This window comes from Desulfonema magnum (assembly GCF_017377395.1).
GTDB lineage: Bacteria > Desulfobacterota > Desulfobacteria > Desulfobacterales > 4be13 > Desulfonema_C > Desulfonema_C magnum.
The window spans coordinates 6,092,083-6,110,211 of the sequence record NZ_CP061800.1 but is presented as its reverse complement, the minus strand read 5'-3'; the positions used below and the strand labels follow the sequence as shown (position 1 = coordinate 6,110,211).

The window sequence follows — 18,129 nt, the reverse complement described above, 5'->3', positions numbered from 1 at the left end:
TTTGGCACTCCGGAGTGAGACTTGTTTTTTTAAAAACTACAGACCAGCAATATTTCTTAACACAAAAATAATATCTTCCAGCCCTGTTTTCTGATCACCGTTCATATCAAGATAAGGGCCGTTTTCCTCAAGCCCTGCAAGCGCTTTCAGACCCAGTATGGCATGACCGAAGTTGAATATCTCATCTACAGGGCCGCGCACAGGAAGCACATTTTTGGAAGCCCCTTTGTCACCTCGGTAGATATCGCCTCCGGCTCCCATGTACCAGGCGTGATGATTCTCATTGGCCTCGGCTCTGGTGGTGGACGACCAATAGTATTTTCCAGCGGCATCGGGAAACGCGTTGGTGTTTATGGTAATGTTTTTGCTGTAATCCGCCAGAGATTGCAATTCATTGATATTCGGTGCCCGCCAGTCACTATAACCATTTTCCTCAGGAAAGGTCAGTTCTTCACAATAAGCGGGTACATCTTTCCATGCCATACTTTCCGGGGTCTGCTTCCACATCAGTTTTGTTGCTACATCCGTCACCGTGCCATCGCCGTTGTCTATGAAACGGGAGACGGATAATTTGTCACCACGCACAGCACGAACATAATGCTCTGAGGTTGACTTATCATGAGTAACGTATTCAACACGACCATCGTTGAACTTCACAACCCATGCCTCATTTGAAGCGCTATCCGCTTGGGGGACAAAGTCGTCAGATGACCAGTAAAAGTCAGATTGCGTGTTAGCAAAGTAAGTTTTGTTGACAGAAGGGTTAGCTGTGCCTCTGTTTACAATAAATGCTAATTCTTTGATGGTGGGAAGCCGCCACTCAGCAGAAGACTCGCCCAGGCTGAGACTTTTAACGTAAGCATCTGCTTCATCCCAGGTATATGTGGTGCTTTTATTGCTGTCCGTCTTTACTTCCCAGATCAGCCCTGTCACGTTATCCTGAACCATAGCCCATGTTTCAGCATCATCAGGCAGAACCTCTCCGTTAGAATCCAGTTTGGTGTAGGAAGGCTGGTTGGTGGTCTCTTTATAACTGCCATCCTGTCCTGTATTGCCGCAATCAATTATTTTATGATTATCGAAATCATAACATTCGTTCTGTCCGGTGTCGGGCACTTGCCATTCCGCGGCAGCGTAACTGCAAATCGCCAAGATAAAACTTATTGAAAGTGCTAGCATTTTAGTCTTTTTTACCATTTTTATACCTCGCTTTTAATATTTTTTATTTTAAACATCTCAAAAGCCGTTCTGTCAAACGACAGGTCAGGTGGCTTTCTGTTCTTTTGCTTCTTCGCATGTTACATTATCAGTAGATCGAAAAATTTTCGGGACAAAGGGAGTGCAAAAATTCCGCGTCCGCTTCATTTTTGCACTCCCTGTATTATTATCAAAAACAATATGTTGAAAAAAATTTTGATCTACTGATTATTTTCCAGCCATCTGACAAAATCTTCAAAAGTCATTTCCTTTGTCAGCGTCATCTCCGTCTTATCTTCCCGGTGAAGATGCGGTATATGTTCGCCCGCATGCTCCTCACCTATTTTTCCGTATCTGAGCCGAATCGCACGGGGATCCGGGCTGTTGTCAAATCCTGCCTCAACCCGGTTTCCCATCAGGACATAATATCGGTATTTCCGTATGCTGTCACTGAACAACTCGGTGACAAACACCCGGCATGAACCATATTTTGCATGAAGATTCAGAATAGCCCGTTTCGGAGTAATATCAGTGTGATAAGACATCTGCCCAAACAGAGTCCGGGCAGAATTTACGATGCCAGCAAAATGCTCCGCAATGTTTGCATCCAATCCTCAGTTCCTTTGTGGCAGAATTCCCATTCGGCCTGGTCGGCTTCCCACATTTTGTTTATGTTTTTTTCAATATGAATGACAAACTCCTCATCTTCGCCGACACGCCGAACAAAAGTCGGATAGTCACAGCCATACCTGCTCTGAAACAAACTGTCCTTCTCCCGGAGTTCGGCCACTTTGGAGGTGATTCGTTCAATTATATAGCGCTGCAGAGCCAGATCGACAGACGGCTGCAACTCACCTAGCGATGTCAGAACTTCGGCGTAGTTATCTCTGATTGACACTGTTTTCATATTTATTTCTAATAATCCGAATATTATGATAATTTACCGGGCTGTCTGGCTGATGTTAAAAAAAATTCACTCAGATAGTTATCAACATAAAAAACCAAATGCAATATTTTTTTGCAAATTGAAAAACCTGTGCAAAGGCTTGTTCCATCTTTTATATTAGATACACTGAAAGATTGTTTTTCTTACATATCAGCTAAAAAAAAGCCAGGAGGTAAACCTCCTGGCTGAGAGCGAAAGTACCCTGAAGGGCACTATAACAAATTTCATTTCTAATTTATCAAATAATCACAAATCCCCGGTCCCCAAGCCTCACGCCCCAAGCCCCAAGCCTCACGCCCCAAGCCCCAAGCCCCTCAACCATTTTTCAACGATCCCTGGCCCGTTGAGTCAAGCACGCTGCTCCACAGTTTTCCATGGGGATCAACCTGCTTGCGTTTTCCAGCGGATGCGGTCATGGGAATATGCACAAAATGGTTGTTCCAGTGTCCTATGAGAAGTTTTGTTTTCCCGGCCATGGCCGCATGAACCGCGTCACGTCCCAAAAAACTACAAAACACATGATCATTGGCATTGGCAGGCAGACTCCTTATGATATAGCTGGGATCAATATATTTAAGCGATATTTTGATATTCTTTTCTTCAAAATAGGATATTGCCGCATCCTTTAAAAACAGGCCGATATCATTGAGTTTCACATTTCCTGATGCGTCATATTCTTCACCTCTGGCTTCAAACAGCTTCTGACCTGCTCCTTCTGCCACAACGATCACCGCATGTCCCCTGAGTTTCAGGCGTTTTTCAAGGGTATCCAGAAATCCCCCCGGACCCTCCAGATCAAACTCAACTTCCGGTATCAGCACAAAATTCACATCCTGCTGGGCCAGGGCCGCTGTTGAGGCAATAAAGCCCGAGTGTCTGCCCATGAGCTTTATGAGACCAATGCCGTTGGGATATCCCTGGGCTTCATTATGGGCTGCCCGGATGGCATTGGTCGCGACTTCCACAGCAGTATCAAACCCAAATGAGCGGGAGACCAGATGAATATCATTATCAATGGTTTTGGGAATCCCGACCACGCTGATTTTCAGACCTCTTTCTGTGATGGCATCGGCGATTTTGGTTGCCGCCATAAGGGTTCCGTCGCCGCCGATCATAAACAAAGCACCGATGTTCATTCTTTCGAGACAATCAACAATTTCTCCGACATCCTGGGGGCCTCTTGAAGACCCCAGGAAGGAACCGCCTTTTTTAATAATATTGGCAACAGCTTCCGGTTTAATATCCACGATGTCATGGCCGTATTTGGGAATAAAGCCCTGAAGCCCGTACTGAATCCCGTAAATATTCCGGACCCCGTATCCGTAATAAAGCTCCAAAACAATAGATCGTATAATGCCGTTCAGCCCGGGACAAAGCCCCCCGCAGGTCACCAGCGCACACCTCAGTTTGCTCGGGTCAAAATATATTTTTTCCCTGGGACCAGCTATCTCAAAAGAAGGGGGTTCCTTTTCCTCTTTGAACGTCTTTGTGACACTTGTCAGGCTCACATCAATTAAAACCCTGGCCGTGTCTGATACAAAATTCCGGCTGTGGGAATTTTTTTCCCATCTTTGGATGGGGGTGGAAATGCCAGCTTTGCCGAGTGTCGGTATTATTGTGTCAATTGACTCGTAATCCATGTTTGCCTCACTTCCTGCCCGGGAGTAAATTACCGAGCTATATTTTTATAGGCCCTCACAAGACAAAAGGGCCTTACTGCTTTGGCAGATACAGCTTAAATCACGCCCCGGTCCAATACCCTTTCGGATCAAACCGCCGCAACATGCTCAGTTCTGCGTCTGTCGGCTCAGGTGTCTGGGAGAGTTCCGCCGCGATCTGAAGGGGCCAGCCGGTATTTTCCAACACTTCATCCACGGTCACACCGGGATGAACTGAGGTGAGTGTCATCTCACAGGTATCCGGATCAAAATGAAGGACCCCGAGCGTGGTAATGACAGCAGAAGGACCGCCCCCGGTGAGACCCATCTGCTGACGCCAGCCTGGTCCCTCACCATAACCCGGGGAGGTGATGTAATCCACACGCGGGACAAAGCGGTGCTTCTGATGCGCCATGATAATAATGTGGCGTTTTCCCAGACTGGCAAGGTCACAGGCTCCCCCGCTTCCTGGCAGACGGGTGTCCACGTTTTCAACACTGCCAATATAACTGGTATTCAGATTTCCAAAACGATCCACCTGTGCTCCGCCGATAAAACTGGCATCCACAAATCCCTGCTGAAGCAGTCCCATGGCATCAGCAGTGTCAGCCAGCCATTGTGCCCGGAAAAGATTCGGCAGATCCCCCATGGTCAGAATTCCTTCAGGTGCGACCGTATCCCGCACGATCCCCAGTTCATAAACCCCCACAGCATTGGGCGCATGGGTGCTTTTTGCCAGAAAAAAGCTCAACATGGGCAGACGCATCCCCACAAATATCACCTCGTTGTCGGCAATCTCGCGGGCAGCGGCTGTCACCATGAGCTGGGGCAGTGTGTAACCCTTATTTTTAATACCCATAATCCACAGCCTCCGGTATGACATGATGGTTCAAAGCCAGTTCGGCCACTCGTTCCTCTCCCAGCAATCTCAGATAATCATCGCTGCTGTGCACCGCGTCCACCCATCGGGCCTGCCAATCCGCAAAAGTTTCCGAAGTCTTGCTGGCCGTCCGATAATCAATAAACCCCTGATGATCCCGATTATAATACCCCGGCACGGGTGAGGGATGCGCTCCCCATGGCGCATGAACCACCGCGCTGACCCGGAAGCCCGGTGTGATCACCCGGTTGGGATCACTGGTAATGACATCCGGAGAAACAATCTCCTCAGCCGTAATAATGACATGACGGCTGGCCATACAGGCTTCACGGGTGATGCCCAGATTTCCCCAGGCATGGGCATTCCCATATTCATCTGCCCGTTGCACATGAATAATTGCCACATCAGGATTAATGGCTGCCACGGCGGCCAGGGTATCCCCCGTAAAAGGACAGCTGATAACTTTCAGGCTGGTGTTGGTTTTAAACAGATCACTGCCCAGAGCAGTCCGGGCAGGCATAAACGGAACCCCCATGGCCCCTGCCCTCAATGCCATTGACACGGTCAGATTGGAGTGGTCTTCCATTTCAATGGTTCCGCCCTCAACCGCACGTCGGAAATTATAGCCGGAACCGGTGATGACATTTCCCACCCAGGCAGCCCGGATTTTATGCACACAGCCGCCTCCCACAACCTGATCAAATAAAATATCGGAAATCGGGCCGATCAGCGTCAGGTCGCGTTTTCTCTGGCGAATCAGCTCATGGCCTGCTGCAAAAGGAATGAACGTCTCCAGAGACGTTCCCATTACCACTTGGCTGCTGTCAGGCACAAAACGGGCAATGGCCCGGGACAGACTCAGCAATTTAGAATCAGACATTTTCAAATACCCTCCATAATAATTATTGCAATGTAAATGTGAAAATGAATTATGTCAATGAGTTTTATATTTAAATTCAGGCATTCACTGAAATAAAATCAAGTCCTGACAGATAATTAATTCATTTCGAGTTCCCGGACAGGTTTTACGATATTGTGATCCTAAATGATTTATGGAAAATCATATTTATAACGCGATGTGCGACTTACAATGAGCCGTCTGAAAATGTCACTTTTTGCCATTATTTTTTATCCGATTCTGTCCGCTGCTGTTCCCGCTCCCTTCGACAGGCTCAGGGAGCGGGAACAGCAGCGTGCCCTGAGCTTGTCGAAGGGGGGGCTTGTCGAAGGGGGGAGCTTGTCAAAGGGGGGCAACAGTACAGTCGGAAAACGGGCAAATAAAAATAGGTGATTTAGACGGCCTAGACTTACAATGCCACGAAGGCACAAAGGCGCTAAGTCCCACGAAGGTTCTTTGTGTTTTCTTTGTGTTTCTTTGTGTCTCTTTGTGTCTTCGTGTCTTTGTGGCATTGTCTCTCCGTCTTCTCTCCGGTTAAAAAAAGTCGTACATGGCGTATTTATATGCTTATTCCACAACTCATTTAGGGTTACAATATTACGATAAACTTATTGATCTTTGATGTAAAATTTGTCATTATTTGAAAAATTGGTAATACATTAGGGGAGCAGCAAGTAATTTCCTGAATACCTGAACAGTTATAAAAACGGATCCGCTCGGATTTATTTTTAAAAAAGCAAAGGATGAACAACAACATAATTACATGAAACATTTTCTTATTACAATAGACGGCCCTGCCGGGGCAGGCAAAACAACAGTAAGCCGGATGCTTGCGGATTGTCTTTTTTACAGATACATTGATACTGGCGCGTTATACAGAGCTGTCGCTTATGAAGCAAAAACCGTGGAAATATCCCCGGACAATGACGCGGGACTTGAAAACCTGTGTCATGCCATGACGTTAAAATTTATACGGGATGAAAAAGGAACCCGTCTGTTATCAAATGGTGCGGATATTACCGATCAGATCCGAATGCCTGAAATAACCATGCTCGCGTCGGCAGTTGCGGCCGTACCTGTTGTAAGAGAATTTCTTCTTAATATACAAAGGGATATGGCCCGGGAAAAAGGTGTCATATTTGAAGGGCGTGACATGGGCACAGTCGTGTTTCCAAATGCGGATATAAAGTTTTTCCTGGACGCGTCCCACAAAGCAAGATCGCTCAGGCGTTACAATGAATTAAAAACTCAGCCGCTTGAAGATGTTGAAAACGATATCAGATGCCGCGATGAAAGAGACAGTACCCGGTCCCTGGCCCCGTTAAGGTCTGCTGATGACGCCATTATCATAAATTCCACTGATCTTTCTGCCGAAGGAGTTGTCGAACTGATGCTGTCTGACATTAAAAATGCCTTTTTATGAAAAAAATTGTTGTTTTTTAATAAATTGTCTGATAGAATTTTGTGTTTAAAAGGTTGCCTCATTTAGGTGACTGTATTAAATTAGGCTAAGGGGGATATTATTTTTAATGGAAGATTTTGTAAAAAATGATGTAACCGATCAGTTTGATCAGGAAAATGTATTGGATAAAATTGTTATGGAGGAAACCGGATTGTTGGAGTCTGACAGCGACAAGACCGATGATGACACCCAGGGGGCAGATGAGAGCATGGAAAGCCTCATGGATATGTACGAAGAGAGCTTCAAGCGTTTTGAGGAGGGAGAAGTTGTCACAGGTAAGATCATCTCGGTGGACAAGGATCATGTGCTTGTTGACATCGGATATAAGTCAGAGGGACAGATTCGGATTCAGGAATTCAAAGACGAACAGGGTAACATTGACGTCAAAGTAGACGATCCCGTGGAGGTAATGGTTGAATTCTGGGATGAGGAAGAAGAAGTTGTCATCCTTTCAAAAGAAAAGGCAGCCAAGGTTAAAATATGGGAAGAAATCAAGAAAGCGCATGACGAAAACGGGACAGTCGAAGGTATTATTCTGAGCCGCGTAAAAGGCGGTTTTTCCGTGGATATCGGTGTTGCGGCCTTTCTGCCAGGTTCACAGGCTGATCTGCGTCCGATTCGTAACCTTGATGAAATGGTGGGACAGACCTTTACGTTCAAGATTCTGAAATATAATCGGAAACGAAGCAATATTGTTCTGTCAAGACGGGCCATCCTTGAGGAAGAACGGGATGCTGTGAGAGCCGCGACTCTGGAGTCCATACACGAAGGCAAAGTTGTAAACGGAATTGTTAAGAATATTACCGAATACGGTGTCTTTGTTGACCTCGGGGGAGTGGACGGCCTGCTCCATATTACGGACATTTCTTGGGGACGGGTGAAACATCCGTCAGAACTTTTTTCAGTGGGTGATGAAATCAGCGTAAAGGTTCTTGGTCTTGATGCTGAAAAAGAAAGAGTTTCCTTAGGAATGAAACAACTGACAGAGGATCCCTGGGCTTCGGCCATGGAAAAATATGCTGTGGATTCCCATGTCACCGGAAAAGTTGTCAGTCTGACAGACTACGGCGCATTTGTGGAACTGGAAGAAGGTATTGAGGGGCTGATTCATGTTTCTGAAATGTCATGGACGCGAAAAATCCGCCATCCTTCCAAAATGGTTTCCGTAGGCGAGGAAGTTGACGCTGTTGTATTGGATATCAAGCCTGAAAACAGGCGTATCTCCCTTGGCATGAAACAGGTTGTCCCGAATCCGTGGGATGTGATCGGTGAAAAATACCCCGTGGGCACGATCATTGAAGGAAAAATCAAGAATATTACTGACTTCGGTCTTTTTATCGGTATTGATGAAGGCATTGACGGCCTTGTGCATATTTCGGATATTTCCTGGACAAAGCGCATAAAGCACCCTTCTGAAATCTATAAGAAAGGGGACGTGGTTCAGGCAAAGGTCCTTGATATTGAGAAGGAAAGCGAAAGATTTTCCCTGGGAATCAAACAGATGGAGCCGGACCCCTGGGAGACTGTTGCGGAACGTTATGAAGTCGGCAAAGAGATAACAGGCACGGTGACAAATATTACCGATTTCGGGGTATTCGTGGAACTGGAAGAAGGCATAGAAGGACTTGTTCATGTGTCTGAAATCAGCAAGGAAAAGATAAAAACCCCGGCCGGAAAATTTAATGTCGGTGATCTCATTACCGCCAAAGTCATGAACATTAACGGTGATGAAAGACGAATCGGCCTTTCCATTAAACGGCTTGAAGCTGAAGACGATCAGAGTCTTCTCAGTGAATATATAGATAATATGGCTCCTCCGACTTCAAGTTTCGGAGAGCTGCTGAGAGAAAATCTTCAGGAGAAATTAAGGGAAGACGACGACGACGACGCAGAGAAGTAAGCCAGGATTAGGTGTTTCGTGTGTCAGTGCTTGGTGTCTGGTATTTAATGATCTGATTTTTTTGAATACCAAACACCAAACACCTTACTCAAAGATACTTATATCGCCGATACCTTCTCGTATGATTTCAGGTATGTCATTGTTCAAAGAGATTACACTGGAGGGCTGATTCGGAACAGGCCCTCCGTCAATGACGACATCTATTCTGGAGCCAAAGAAATCCTGAATAAAAGACGGGTCATAAAAAATTTCGCCATCCGGTGTTGCCGCGGTTGTGGAAATGACAGGATTATTCAGCCCCTCCACCAACGCGAGGCAGATGGCGTTATCCGGCACACGTATGCCGGCAGTTTTACGATTAGTGAGCATTATTTTGGGAACCAGTTTTGAACCCTGGAGAACAAAAGTATAAGGACCCGGTAAAAGCCGTTTCATGGTTTTATAGGCATAATTAGAAACTTTGGCGTAATCGCTGATATTTTTAAGCCCTGAGCAGATAAAACTGAACGGCTTTTTTTTATCCCGCTGCTTTAACTGATAGACTTTCTGAATCGCCTTTTTGTTCATAATGTCACAGCCAATGCCATAGTAAGTGTCGGTAGGATAGGCAATGACTCCCCCTTTTCTTAAAATATCAACGACCTGTGTAATGAGCCGTTCCTGCGGATTGTCCGGATTTACTTCAATAAACATGGGGGGGTTCCTTCGCCTTTCGATATCAAAAAGTCATTAAAAGTTCACACTCTTATTCCAGTCCAAAATTGCGTTGAAATGTCGTATCCGACGCGTTTCAGCATCAGAAATTATCCAGTCATTATATAACATACTTTTTATTACGGGTTTTGTTTCTTGTCAAGGCATACATAAAGGTTGATAAAGATAATTTCATTTGTTATCTGAATTCCGTAATTCAAAACATCCCGTAATACCAATTCACTATTGAAATCAAGCATTGAAAAAGTACAATGATCTGCAATAGAACAAAATAAAGCTTTTATATAGTATGATTTCAAAACTCAAACGGTATAACTACGCCGGAGTCAGAATTCGGCGGTCACGCGTCAGAACAAATAACCTGTTGAAAATCCGGTTGTGCATTGGAGTTCCGACGTTTTTAAAACTTCGGGGGTCTTTACAGCGAAGTTGTTGCGACTCTTGGCTGGCGGATACCTGACTACAGGGAAAGTTACCAATATTCCAACTTAATTAGAGGAAGCATAATGAAAATATTACCGCCCGAAGAGGGGTTTTCTTTTGATGACGTTCTTTTGATACCGGGTTATTCCGATATATTACCCAATGATGTGGATACCAGCACCCGGCTGACAAAAAATCTTACACTGAATGTTCCCATTGTCAGCGCGGCCATGGATACTGTGACAGAGTCACGAGCGGCAATCAGTATGGCACGGGCCGGCGGAATCGGTTTCATACACCGTAACATGAGTGTTGAATCCCAGGTAAAGGAAGTGGGCAAGGTGAAAAAGTCCGAAAGCGGCATGATTATTGATCCAATCACGGTTCATCCGGGCCAGTCTGTCAGCGACCTGCTGCAACTGATGGAAGAGTACCGGGTCTCCGGTCTTCCTGTCACCCGGGGAGATCAGCTGGTGGGCATTGTCACAAACAGGGACCTGAGATTTGAAACTGATCTGGACAAAAAAGTTTCCGAAGTGATGACCAGTGAAAACCTTGTCACTGTATCTGAAGGCACTACGCTGGAAGAATCTAAAAAGCTGCTGCATAAACACAGAATTGAAAAACTGCTTGTGGTTGACAAGGACGGACGCCTGACAGGTCTGATAACCATAAAAGATATTGAAAAAATAAAGAAATACCCCAATGCCTGCAAGGATTCCAGAGGAAGGCTCAGGGTCGGCGCTGCCGTGGGCATCGGTCCGGATATGGAGGAACGTACGGACGCGCTTCTGAAAGCCGGCGCGGATGTGATACTGATTGACGCGGCCCATGGTCATTCAAAAAATATTATTGATGCTGTAACTATTTTAAAAAGTAATTTCAGAGATATCGAGCTGATTGCAGGAAATGTGGGAACGGCAAAAGGGGCTGAAGACCTTATTAACGCGGGGGTTGACGCTGTAAAGATCGGAATTGGTCCGGGATCCATATGCACCACCCGTATTGTGGCGGGCATCGGTGTGCCACAGGTCACCGCTATCATGAATTGCAGATCAATATCCGGCAAAACTGGTGTTCCGCTGATTGCTGACGGCGGTATCAAATTTTCAGGTGATATCACAAAGGCTATCGGGGCAGGCGCTCATTCGGTGATGGTCGGAGGTCTCTTTGCAGGTGCAGAGGAAAGCCCGGGAGAACTGATCATTTTCCAGGGACGCAGTTATAAAGTTTATCGGGGAATGGGTTCTCTCGAAGCCATGAAAAAAGGAAGTAAGGACAGATATTATCAGACTGAGGAACCTGAAGATAGCAAACTGGTCCCCGAAGGCATTGTGGGACGTGTCCCTTATATTGGCCTGCTGTCAGAAAATATTTTTCAACTGGTCGGCGGATTAAAAGCCGGCATGGGGTATGTGGGTTGCCGAACCATTGAAGACCTGAGGGAAAAAGCCCGGTTTATGAAAATCAGTGCGGCAGGGATGCGGGAAAGCCATGTCCATGATGTTATCATTACAAAGGAAGCGCCGAATTATCGGCTGGATTAAAGCCAAATAATCGTTCCGGAGTGCCAAACTTGCAGTTTGGCAAATCTTTGTCGTTCCGGAGTGCCAAACCTGCAGTTTGGCAAATTTTTGTCGTTCCGGAGTGCCAAACTTGCAGTTTGGCAAATTTTTGTCGTTCCGGAGTGCCAAACTTGCAGTTTGGCACTCCGGATAATTTTTTATCCGGATTTTTGCTGAAACGAATATCTGACCAAATAGGTTTTGAAGGGTAACAGACCTCCGGGGTTTCCAAAACCTCGGAGGTCTTCGGCAGTCCAGTCCGACCCTCCATAAACAATACGGCCAGACACTACTTTTTAGCTTCTATGAAGGATACTAAAAAACCCATCTTGTTTTCCGTCAAAAATGTCACATACCCTGAACGAAAAATTATCCAAAGTCTCATCTGCCCCCGGGGTCTATCTTATGAAGGACCCTGAGGGGAAGGTTATTTATGTGGGAAAAGCCCGCAACCTGAAAAGGCGACTTGCCTCCTATTTTAACAAACCTGCGCAGGCAGATTTGAAAACCAGCGTTCTGGTGAAAAAAATTGCAAGCTTTGAAACCATCATCACCGGAACCGAACAGGAAGCACTGCTTCTCGAGTCGAATCTGATAAAGCGTCACAGGCCCCGTTACAACGTCATTTTAAAAGACGACAAACGTTATCCCTCCCTGCGTCTGGACATAAAACATCCGTATCCGAACCTTACGGTTGTCCGAAAGACAGAAAACGACGGTGCAATGTATTTCGGCCCGTTCACTTCTTCTTCGGCTGTCTGGCGAACATTTAAAATCATCAATAAGACCTTCAGACTCCGCAAATGTAAGACAAGGGTTTTTAAAAACCGGTCCCGCCCGTGTCTCAACTACCAGATAGGCACTTGTCTCGGTCCCTGCTGTTTTGATGTGGATAAAACCGTTTACAACGAGATGCTAAAAGAGGTGATCCTGTTTTTAAAAGGACGCACCCCTGAACTGATCCAGAAAATAAAAAAAGAAATGATGGCCGCGGCCGAGGCGCAGGAGTATGAAAATGCCGCGGTTCTCAGGGATAAGATGTTTGCCCTTGAAAATATCCTTGAAAAACAGGTCGCCGTGACAACTGATTTTAAGGACAGGGATATCCTGGGCATTGCCCGTTCTCCCGAATTTACGCTGATGACCATACTCTTTATCCGGGGCGGGTATCTCCTGGGAACCCGGCATTTCAGTTTCACAGAAACGCTGTCAACAGATGCGGAGATGGTCAGCGCGTTTATCCGGCAGTATTACGAAAAACAAAGTCATTTCGTTCCCAAAGAGATTTTTATTCCCTTTCCCATTGAAGACGTTGCTCTGACTGAAGCGTGGCTGAAAAATATCAAAGGCGAAAAAGTAAGTATTTTACAACCGCGCAGAGGAGAAAAGACGCGGCTGATTCAGATGGCGATTCAGAACGCTGAAAACGAACTGAAAAATAAGATTTCATCCGCGGCTGCGGAATCGGATATGCTTGCCCGGCTTCAAAAAGCACTGAAAATGACTCGCCTGCCGAACCGCATTGAATGTTTTGACAATTCTAATATTTCAGGAACAAACCCTGTGGCCGGAATGGTTGTCTTTGAAAAGGGAAAACCTGATAAGACATCATATCGGAAATACAACATCAGAACCGTCACAAAACCAGATGACTACGCTTATATGGCCGAGGTCATGAAAAGACGCTATGGCAAAGGAAAGGCATCAGAACCCTGGCCTGATCTTCTGATGCTTGACGGCGGCAAAGGGCAGTTGAATATTGCTGTGTCGGTCCTGAGAGAACTGAATATTGAGGGGGAATTCGAGGTGATCGGCATTGCCAAAAAAGATGAGAAAAACGGGGAAACCGAGGATAAAATTTATAAGCCCGGAAGGGCAAATCCTGTAAATATGGGCAAAAAGGACCTGCTTTTTTTGCTTCAGCGGATAAGGGACGAAGCCCATCGTTATGCGATATCTTTTCACCGCAGACGCCGCAGCCAGACCGCGGTTATTTCTGTTCTTGATACGGTTCCGGGAATCGGAAAAAAACGAAAACAGACGCTGCTTCAACATTTCGGGAGCATCCAAAATATTCGGACAGCAACGCCCGAAGAAATCAGCAGACTTCCCGGGATGAATCGCAATCTCGCGGAAGCGGTGAAAGAAAAATTGAAAACAAAGTCCTGATAACTCGATGATCAAGTCTTTTTCTGTCATTCCTGCGAAAGCAGGAATCCACTGCTTCCGGAAGCGTGGCCTCTGCCCAAATGGATTCCTGCTTTCGCAGGAATGACAGGGTTTTTAGAACCGGGTCAAAAAACTTGAACATCGAGTGATAATGAGTTTCCAGGCTGTTTTCAGGCACCCCTCCGAGACTGAGACTACTCCCCCATGTTGCAAATACGCACTACAAGATTTTTATAATTTTCAATTTAAGCATTCGTCCTGACAGATATTCCTGATTTGCTGGTTTGACATTCAAAAAAATTGCAGCTATATCTCGATGATCAAATTTTCTGAGCCAATTTCGACAAAAGCTTGTCATTCCGTTCGACGACCCGACTGAGTTCGCCGATGTCTGAGTTCACGCCGAAGCCTGCGAAAGCAGGAATGACAGAAAAAAACTTGATCATCGACTGTATGGATTCAACTCAAAATTCAATTCAGGCTCACGGGATGGATGAACGCAATGGAAACAAACAAAAAATCAAAAACTTATCAACTCGAAAACATTACAGACTTCGTTCTTCTGACATATCTTCTGATGTTCTTGGCACTTTATTTTGATATCAGATATCTTTTTTCAGATACTATTGTTACCGGAGGGGACACTGCGAGCTGGTATGGCGTAGCTCATCATATGCTCACAGAATTGCTCCCTGATGGCCGTCTGATGGGATGGGATATGGGCAATTTCTGCGGATACCCCAATTTCAGCTTTTATTTTATTCCGCCCTTTCTGCTGGCGGCCCTGCCCAGTTATCTTTTTGGTCTTCCGCTGTCCGTAACACTTAAACTGGCTATTATGACCGGTATTTTTCTGTTGCCCGTGACCACCTATTTCGGATTACGGGCTATGAGATACCGCTTTCCTGTTCCCGTCATGGGAGCCGGGGCCTCATTTCTGATAGTGTTCAATGAATCCTATACCATGTTCGGCGGCAACGCGTTAAGCACCTTTGCCGGAGAATTCTGCTACATGCTGGCGTTTGCCCTGCTTCCCTGGTTCATGGGGTCTGTTTACAGGGGGTCGGACACGGAGAAAGGGGCAGTGAAAAACGGCATTCTTCTGGGCCTGATCGGACTTTCTCATCTTTTTGTGTTTATTCCGGCGGTGTTGTGGGTGATATGCCTGTATTTTGCCAAAGGAAAGATACGCTATATCTGGAAAATTGCCTGGATCGGTTTCGGGGTCATGGCGTTCTGGATTCTGCCTATCCTGGCGTATCGTTATCCTTACACCAGCCCGGTTTATATTATCTGGCGGGATTTTATGAACCTGCGTTACACCTTGACCGGACTGGGTGCCATTTTCCTCATGATCGGCCCCAGCGTTGCCTTATCCTGCCTGAGAAAAGGAGTGCTAAAATTTTATTTCAGCAAGCAGTTAAAAAGCTCACATATCCTGATGGTCCTGTTTACAGGCATGTTTGCTTTCACCCTTGTTTATCTTCTGAGTCAGTATCTGATCCTGGGGAAAGATTTATGGCATACAGGCGTGACCGTTCCGAATCTGTCTCAGTCTCTGTTGGGAAAAAGTCTGGCCGCTCAGATGAAAAACTGGGTAATTCCCATATCTCTGTTCTTTTCCCTGATGATGGCAGCAGCCGCGCTGTGGTTCACCAAAAAGAACTCAAGATTTGAGAAATTCTGCAAAGCATTCGGGTTCCTGTGCTTTATGACAGTGCTGACCGTGATAATAGCGGAATTATATCAGATCATCAGCCGCTCCGCAGGGGATGAGAAAGTGAAGGCATTCTTTCTTAAAACCGCTGTTATGGCCTCTGTATGCGGCGTTTTTACGCTGACTGCGGGATGGTTCTTTTTCTTCTCCAAAATTGTCAAGGTAGCAGTACAGCACTTGATATCCGAACCTGGTCCCCGAACTTTCGGAATATACGCGGGTCTGATTTTCGGATGTGTGGCGATATATTTTGGCTCCCATTTCCTCAACATACCGGATATCCGGTTTCTCCCGCCAGTTCTGTTTGTCCTGATTTTAATGTTTTTTGCGGATGTTTCAGGCAGTTTTTTGTCGTGGTGTCCTGTAAACGTCAGAATATCCGGAGCCGCTATTTTCTGCTTTTTATGTGTGATGGCAGTGATGCTGGGTTCAGCCAAACCCGGACAGTGGTATCGTTATAATAACAAAGGATATGAAGCCACCCCCGGATACAGGGATTTTGTAAGGATAAACGATTATCTGAGACATTCGGAAAACACGGACCCGTTCGGCGCGCCCAGGGTGGGATATGAAAAATGCGACGAATACGGCCGGTATGGCGGAGACCGGGTGTTTGAATCGCTTCCTGTTTTTTCAGGCAGGCAGACCATGGAGGGCATCCATTATGCATCTTCCATGGCTTCCAAATGTGTTGCTTTTTTGCAAACCGAATATTCCCGCGATATAAAAACCCCCACTTCCTATATTTTCTCCAGAATGAATCCGGCCACACTTCCGGCTCATCTTAAATTATACAATATTTCCCAACTCATCTTAGCCACAACCGAGGCCAAAAGGGTTATTTCCGAGTTCCCGGTGTTTAAAAGAGAAGCGGATTTTGGACAGCTTTCCGTGTATCGTTATCTGGAATGCGATGGAAAATATGTGGATGTGCCTGACATCCGGCCGGTGCTTTATACCTCGGACACCTGGGCTGAGGATTTTTATGAATGGTATAAGCACCCGGAACAAAACGACGTGCTTTTGGTTCCTGAACAATTTGTCATCCATGAGGAAGATCGTGCGGTTTTTTTGAACAAAACAGACCAGGTCTCTGATTTATCCTCCTTCCGAAAACACACGCTGGACACAGAGGATCTCAGCATTGAAACGCATCTTGACCATATGGAAATCCGTTTTACTACCAACAAAATCGGCATTCCTCACCTTGTCAAAGTATCTTACTTTCCCAACTGGCAGGTCCGGGGCGCGCATGGTGTCTATCCGGTAAGTCCTCATCTGATGATGGTCATTCCCCGGGAGAGCGAAGTGGTACTGACCTACGGCAAAACGTTTTGGGAAAAGGTCGGATGGGGGATTACCAGCTTCACTTGGATCGCCATTTTTATCAGTTCTGTATTGTGCCTGGGAATAGCCAGACCCTTTGCTGAAAAACTGAGTTTCTTGTCGGACAGATTCCGCTTTCAAGAACTGTTTGCGTGCATAGAGAAGGTTCTGACAATCCTTCGTCCGTGGCTCCTTGTTCTGGCGCTTCTGACCGCATTTCTGCTGATAATATTCGGCGCGTTAAAAAGAAATCTGCCTGTAAGAACTTATATCGAAGGTGCAAAAAACTATGAAATAGCCGGCCGGCTGTCCCGGGAAAATAAGAGGGACGAAGCTGAGAAATATTATCACAAAGCCATCCGGGAAATGGAAAAACTGCTTTATGAACGGGAGAATCATGATCTTCTCGATGTGATCCTCTGTATTCTTACCACAGGCATCAGCTATGAGCAGCTTGGTCAAAGAGACAAGGCCGCTGAATGGTACGAAACAATCATTTCTGAATATCCTTACAGCCGTTATGTGGGAGAAGCCTGTTGGAAGATCGCGCTGATCAGAAAGTATGACAGAAACCAGAATCTCGAAGCAGGCATGATGAAATTGCGGGCAGGAGAAACACACGCGGGAAATTCGCTTCTTCGCAAGGCCATCCGTCAGACCCGTGAGGCTTGGGAGTATTTTCAGGCGGCTGTTGAAAAAGACCTCTATTCACCATGGGCAAAACACGCGCGAAGGGATATGAAAGCGGATAAAAAATATATTAAGCGCATCAGCCACAGAATAGTCTCTGCCACCAGGGAAGATGATATTCTGGAATTTTTTTCTCCCACAAGAGATGTTGCAAAAGGTTCAGCAACACCCTTTTTTCTTGATGCCAAATCCGACTGGTCTGACACCGGCATCCGCGTCACCAAAGGGGAAAAGCTGAATTTTGAGTGCCGCGGAACCTGGGCTGCGGCTCCGGAGGAAGTCAGGCAGACATGGCCGGATGCCGGGCCGGAAGGCCACGGAGATCATCCCGCGGAAAAAGCATTCAGCCATCTGGATTCTCAGAAAGAGATGCCGGGCATTCCTTTCGGGACGTTGCTGGGAAAGATAGGAAATACAATTTTTCCTATCAGCGATAAGGAAAAGGTCCTCATGCCGGAAAGCGGCAGGCTTTTTCTGGTGATCAACGACTGCCCGCCTTATCGGTATGATAACCGGGGCGGTCTGAACATCATGATTCGAAAGGAGTAAAAGAAAATGGTCGTGTCCCAAATCTGGATATCTTC

General features: G+C 46.1%; 12 protein-coding genes. 5 read left to right on the top strand and 7 right to left on the bottom strand.

Annotated elements, in window-relative coordinates:
• Positions 1-36: 36 nt before the first annotated feature.
• The 6 genes from dnm_RS23325 to dnm_RS23300 form a co-directional block, all read right to left on the bottom strand.
• Positions 37-1,179 carry an Lcl C-terminal domain-containing protein gene (locus dnm_RS23325; RefSeq protein ID WP_207679292.1) on the bottom strand — a complete coding sequence of 381 codons (1,143 nt, stop codon included), beginning with the start codon at positions 1,177-1,179 and terminating at the stop codon, positions 37-39.
• Between the two features lie 239 nt (positions 1,180-1,418).
• Complete coding sequence (locus dnm_RS23320) at positions 1,419-1,808, bottom strand: hypothetical protein (protein WP_207679291.1); 390 nt, start codon at positions 1,806-1,808, stop codon at positions 1,419-1,421.
• Positions 1,769-2,104, bottom strand: a complete 336-nt coding sequence (locus dnm_RS23315) for a hypothetical protein (RefSeq protein WP_207679290.1) — start codon at positions 2,102-2,104, stop codon at positions 1,769-1,771. Before dnm_RS23315 ends, dnm_RS23320 begins: the two co-directional genes overlap by 40 nt.
• A 353-nt stretch (positions 2,105-2,457) precedes the next feature.
• On the bottom strand, positions 2,458-3,783 hold the full coding sequence (locus tag dnm_RS23310) for an ATP-dependent 6-phosphofructokinase (RefSeq protein WP_207679289.1): 1,326 nt from the start codon (positions 3,781-3,783) through the stop codon (positions 2,458-2,460).
• A 100-nt stretch (positions 3,784-3,883) separates the two neighbouring features.
• Positions 3,884-4,660 (bottom strand): CoA-transferase subunit beta, encoded by a 777-nt coding sequence (locus dnm_RS23305; protein ID WP_207679288.1) that lies wholly within the window; start codon positions 4,658-4,660, stop codon positions 3,884-3,886.
• Positions 4,650-5,561 carry a CoA transferase subunit A gene (locus tag dnm_RS23300; protein WP_207679287.1) on the bottom strand — a complete coding sequence of 304 codons (912 nt, stop codon included), beginning with the start codon at positions 5,559-5,561 and terminating at the stop codon, positions 4,650-4,652. The genes dnm_RS23305 and dnm_RS23300 overlap by 11 nt, the downstream gene beginning before the upstream one ends.
• Before the next feature lie 781 nt (positions 5,562-6,342).
• On the opposite strand from dnm_RS23300, the gene cmk reads away from it, so the two are divergent.
• Together cmk and dnm_RS23290 are read left to right on the top strand one after the other, a co-directional pair.
• Positions 6,343-7,002 (top strand): (d)CMP kinase, encoded by a 660-nt coding sequence (gene cmk, locus dnm_RS23295; RefSeq protein WP_207679286.1) that lies wholly within the window; start codon positions 6,343-6,345, stop codon positions 7,000-7,002.
• A 106-nt stretch (positions 7,003-7,108) separates the two neighbouring features.
• Positions 7,109-8,941, top strand: coding sequence for a 30S ribosomal protein S1 (locus dnm_RS23290; RefSeq protein WP_207679285.1), 1,833 nt, complete (start codon positions 7,109-7,111; stop codon positions 8,939-8,941).
• Positions 8,942-9,025: 84 nt separating this feature from the next.
• Here the strand turns inward: dnm_RS23290 and dnm_RS23285 are convergent, their stop codons facing one another.
• A complete protein-coding gene (locus tag dnm_RS23285) occupies positions 9,026-9,634 on the bottom strand; it encodes an L-threonylcarbamoyladenylate synthase (RefSeq protein ID WP_207679284.1) in 609 nt (202 codons plus the stop codon).
• Between the two features lie 527 nt (positions 9,635-10,161).
• Between dnm_RS23285 and guaB the strand changes: the two genes are divergently transcribed.
• From guaB to dnm_RS23270, 3 genes are all read left to right on the top strand, one after another.
• Entirely contained in the window at positions 10,162-11,625 is a 1,464-nt protein-coding gene (gene guaB, locus dnm_RS23280; RefSeq protein WP_207679283.1) for an IMP dehydrogenase, read from the top strand.
• A 363-nt stretch (positions 11,626-11,988) separates the two neighbouring features.
• A complete protein-coding gene (gene uvrC, locus dnm_RS23275; protein WP_207679282.1) occupies positions 11,989-13,812 on the top strand; it encodes an excinuclease ABC subunit UvrC in 1,824 nt (607 codons plus the stop codon).
• 502 nt (positions 13,813-14,314) lie between these two features.
• Entirely contained in the window at positions 14,315-18,094 is a 3,780-nt protein-coding gene (locus dnm_RS23270; protein WP_207679281.1) for a hypothetical protein, read from the top strand.
• Positions 18,095-18,129 lie beyond the last annotated feature (35 nt).

Bases quoted from the DNA above. Each gene is read 5' to 3' on its own strand.
- dnm_RS23325 (WP_207679292.1), bottom strand. From the start codon at position 1,179: ATGCTAGCACTTTCAATAAGTTTTATCTTGGCGATTTGCAGTTACGCT.
- dnm_RS23315 (WP_207679290.1), bottom strand. From the start codon at position 2,104: ATGAAAACAGTGTCAATCAGAGATAACTACGCCGAAGTTCTGACATCG.
- dnm_RS23310 (WP_207679289.1), bottom strand. From the start codon at position 3,783: ATGGATTACGAGTCAATTGACACAATAATACCGACACTCGGCAAAGCT.
- dnm_RS23305 (WP_207679288.1), bottom strand. From the start codon at position 4,660: ATGGGTATTAAAAATAAGGGTTACACACTGCCCCAGCTCATGGTGACA.
- dnm_RS23300 (WP_207679287.1), bottom strand. From the start codon at position 5,561: ATGTCTGATTCTAAATTGCTGAGTCTGTCCCGGGCCATTGCCCGTTTT.
- cmk (WP_207679286.1), top strand. From the start codon at position 6,343: ATGAAACATTTTCTTATTACAATAGACGGCCCTGCCGGGGCAGGCAAA.
- dnm_RS23290 (WP_207679285.1), top strand. From the start codon at position 7,109: ATGGAAGATTTTGTAAAAAATGATGTAACCGATCAGTTTGATCAGGAA.
- dnm_RS23285 (WP_207679284.1), bottom strand. From the start codon at position 9,634: ATGTTTATTGAAGTAAATCCGGACAATCCGCAGGAACGGCTCATTACA.
- guaB (WP_207679283.1), top strand. From the start codon at position 10,162: ATGAAAATATTACCGCCCGAAGAGGGGTTTTCTTTTGATGACGTTCTT.
- uvrC (WP_207679282.1), top strand. From the start codon at position 11,989: ATGTCACATACCCTGAACGAAAAATTATCCAAAGTCTCATCTGCCCCC.
- dnm_RS23270 (WP_207679281.1), top strand. From the start codon at position 14,315: ATGGAAACAAACAAAAAATCAAAAACTTATCAACTCGAAAACATTACA.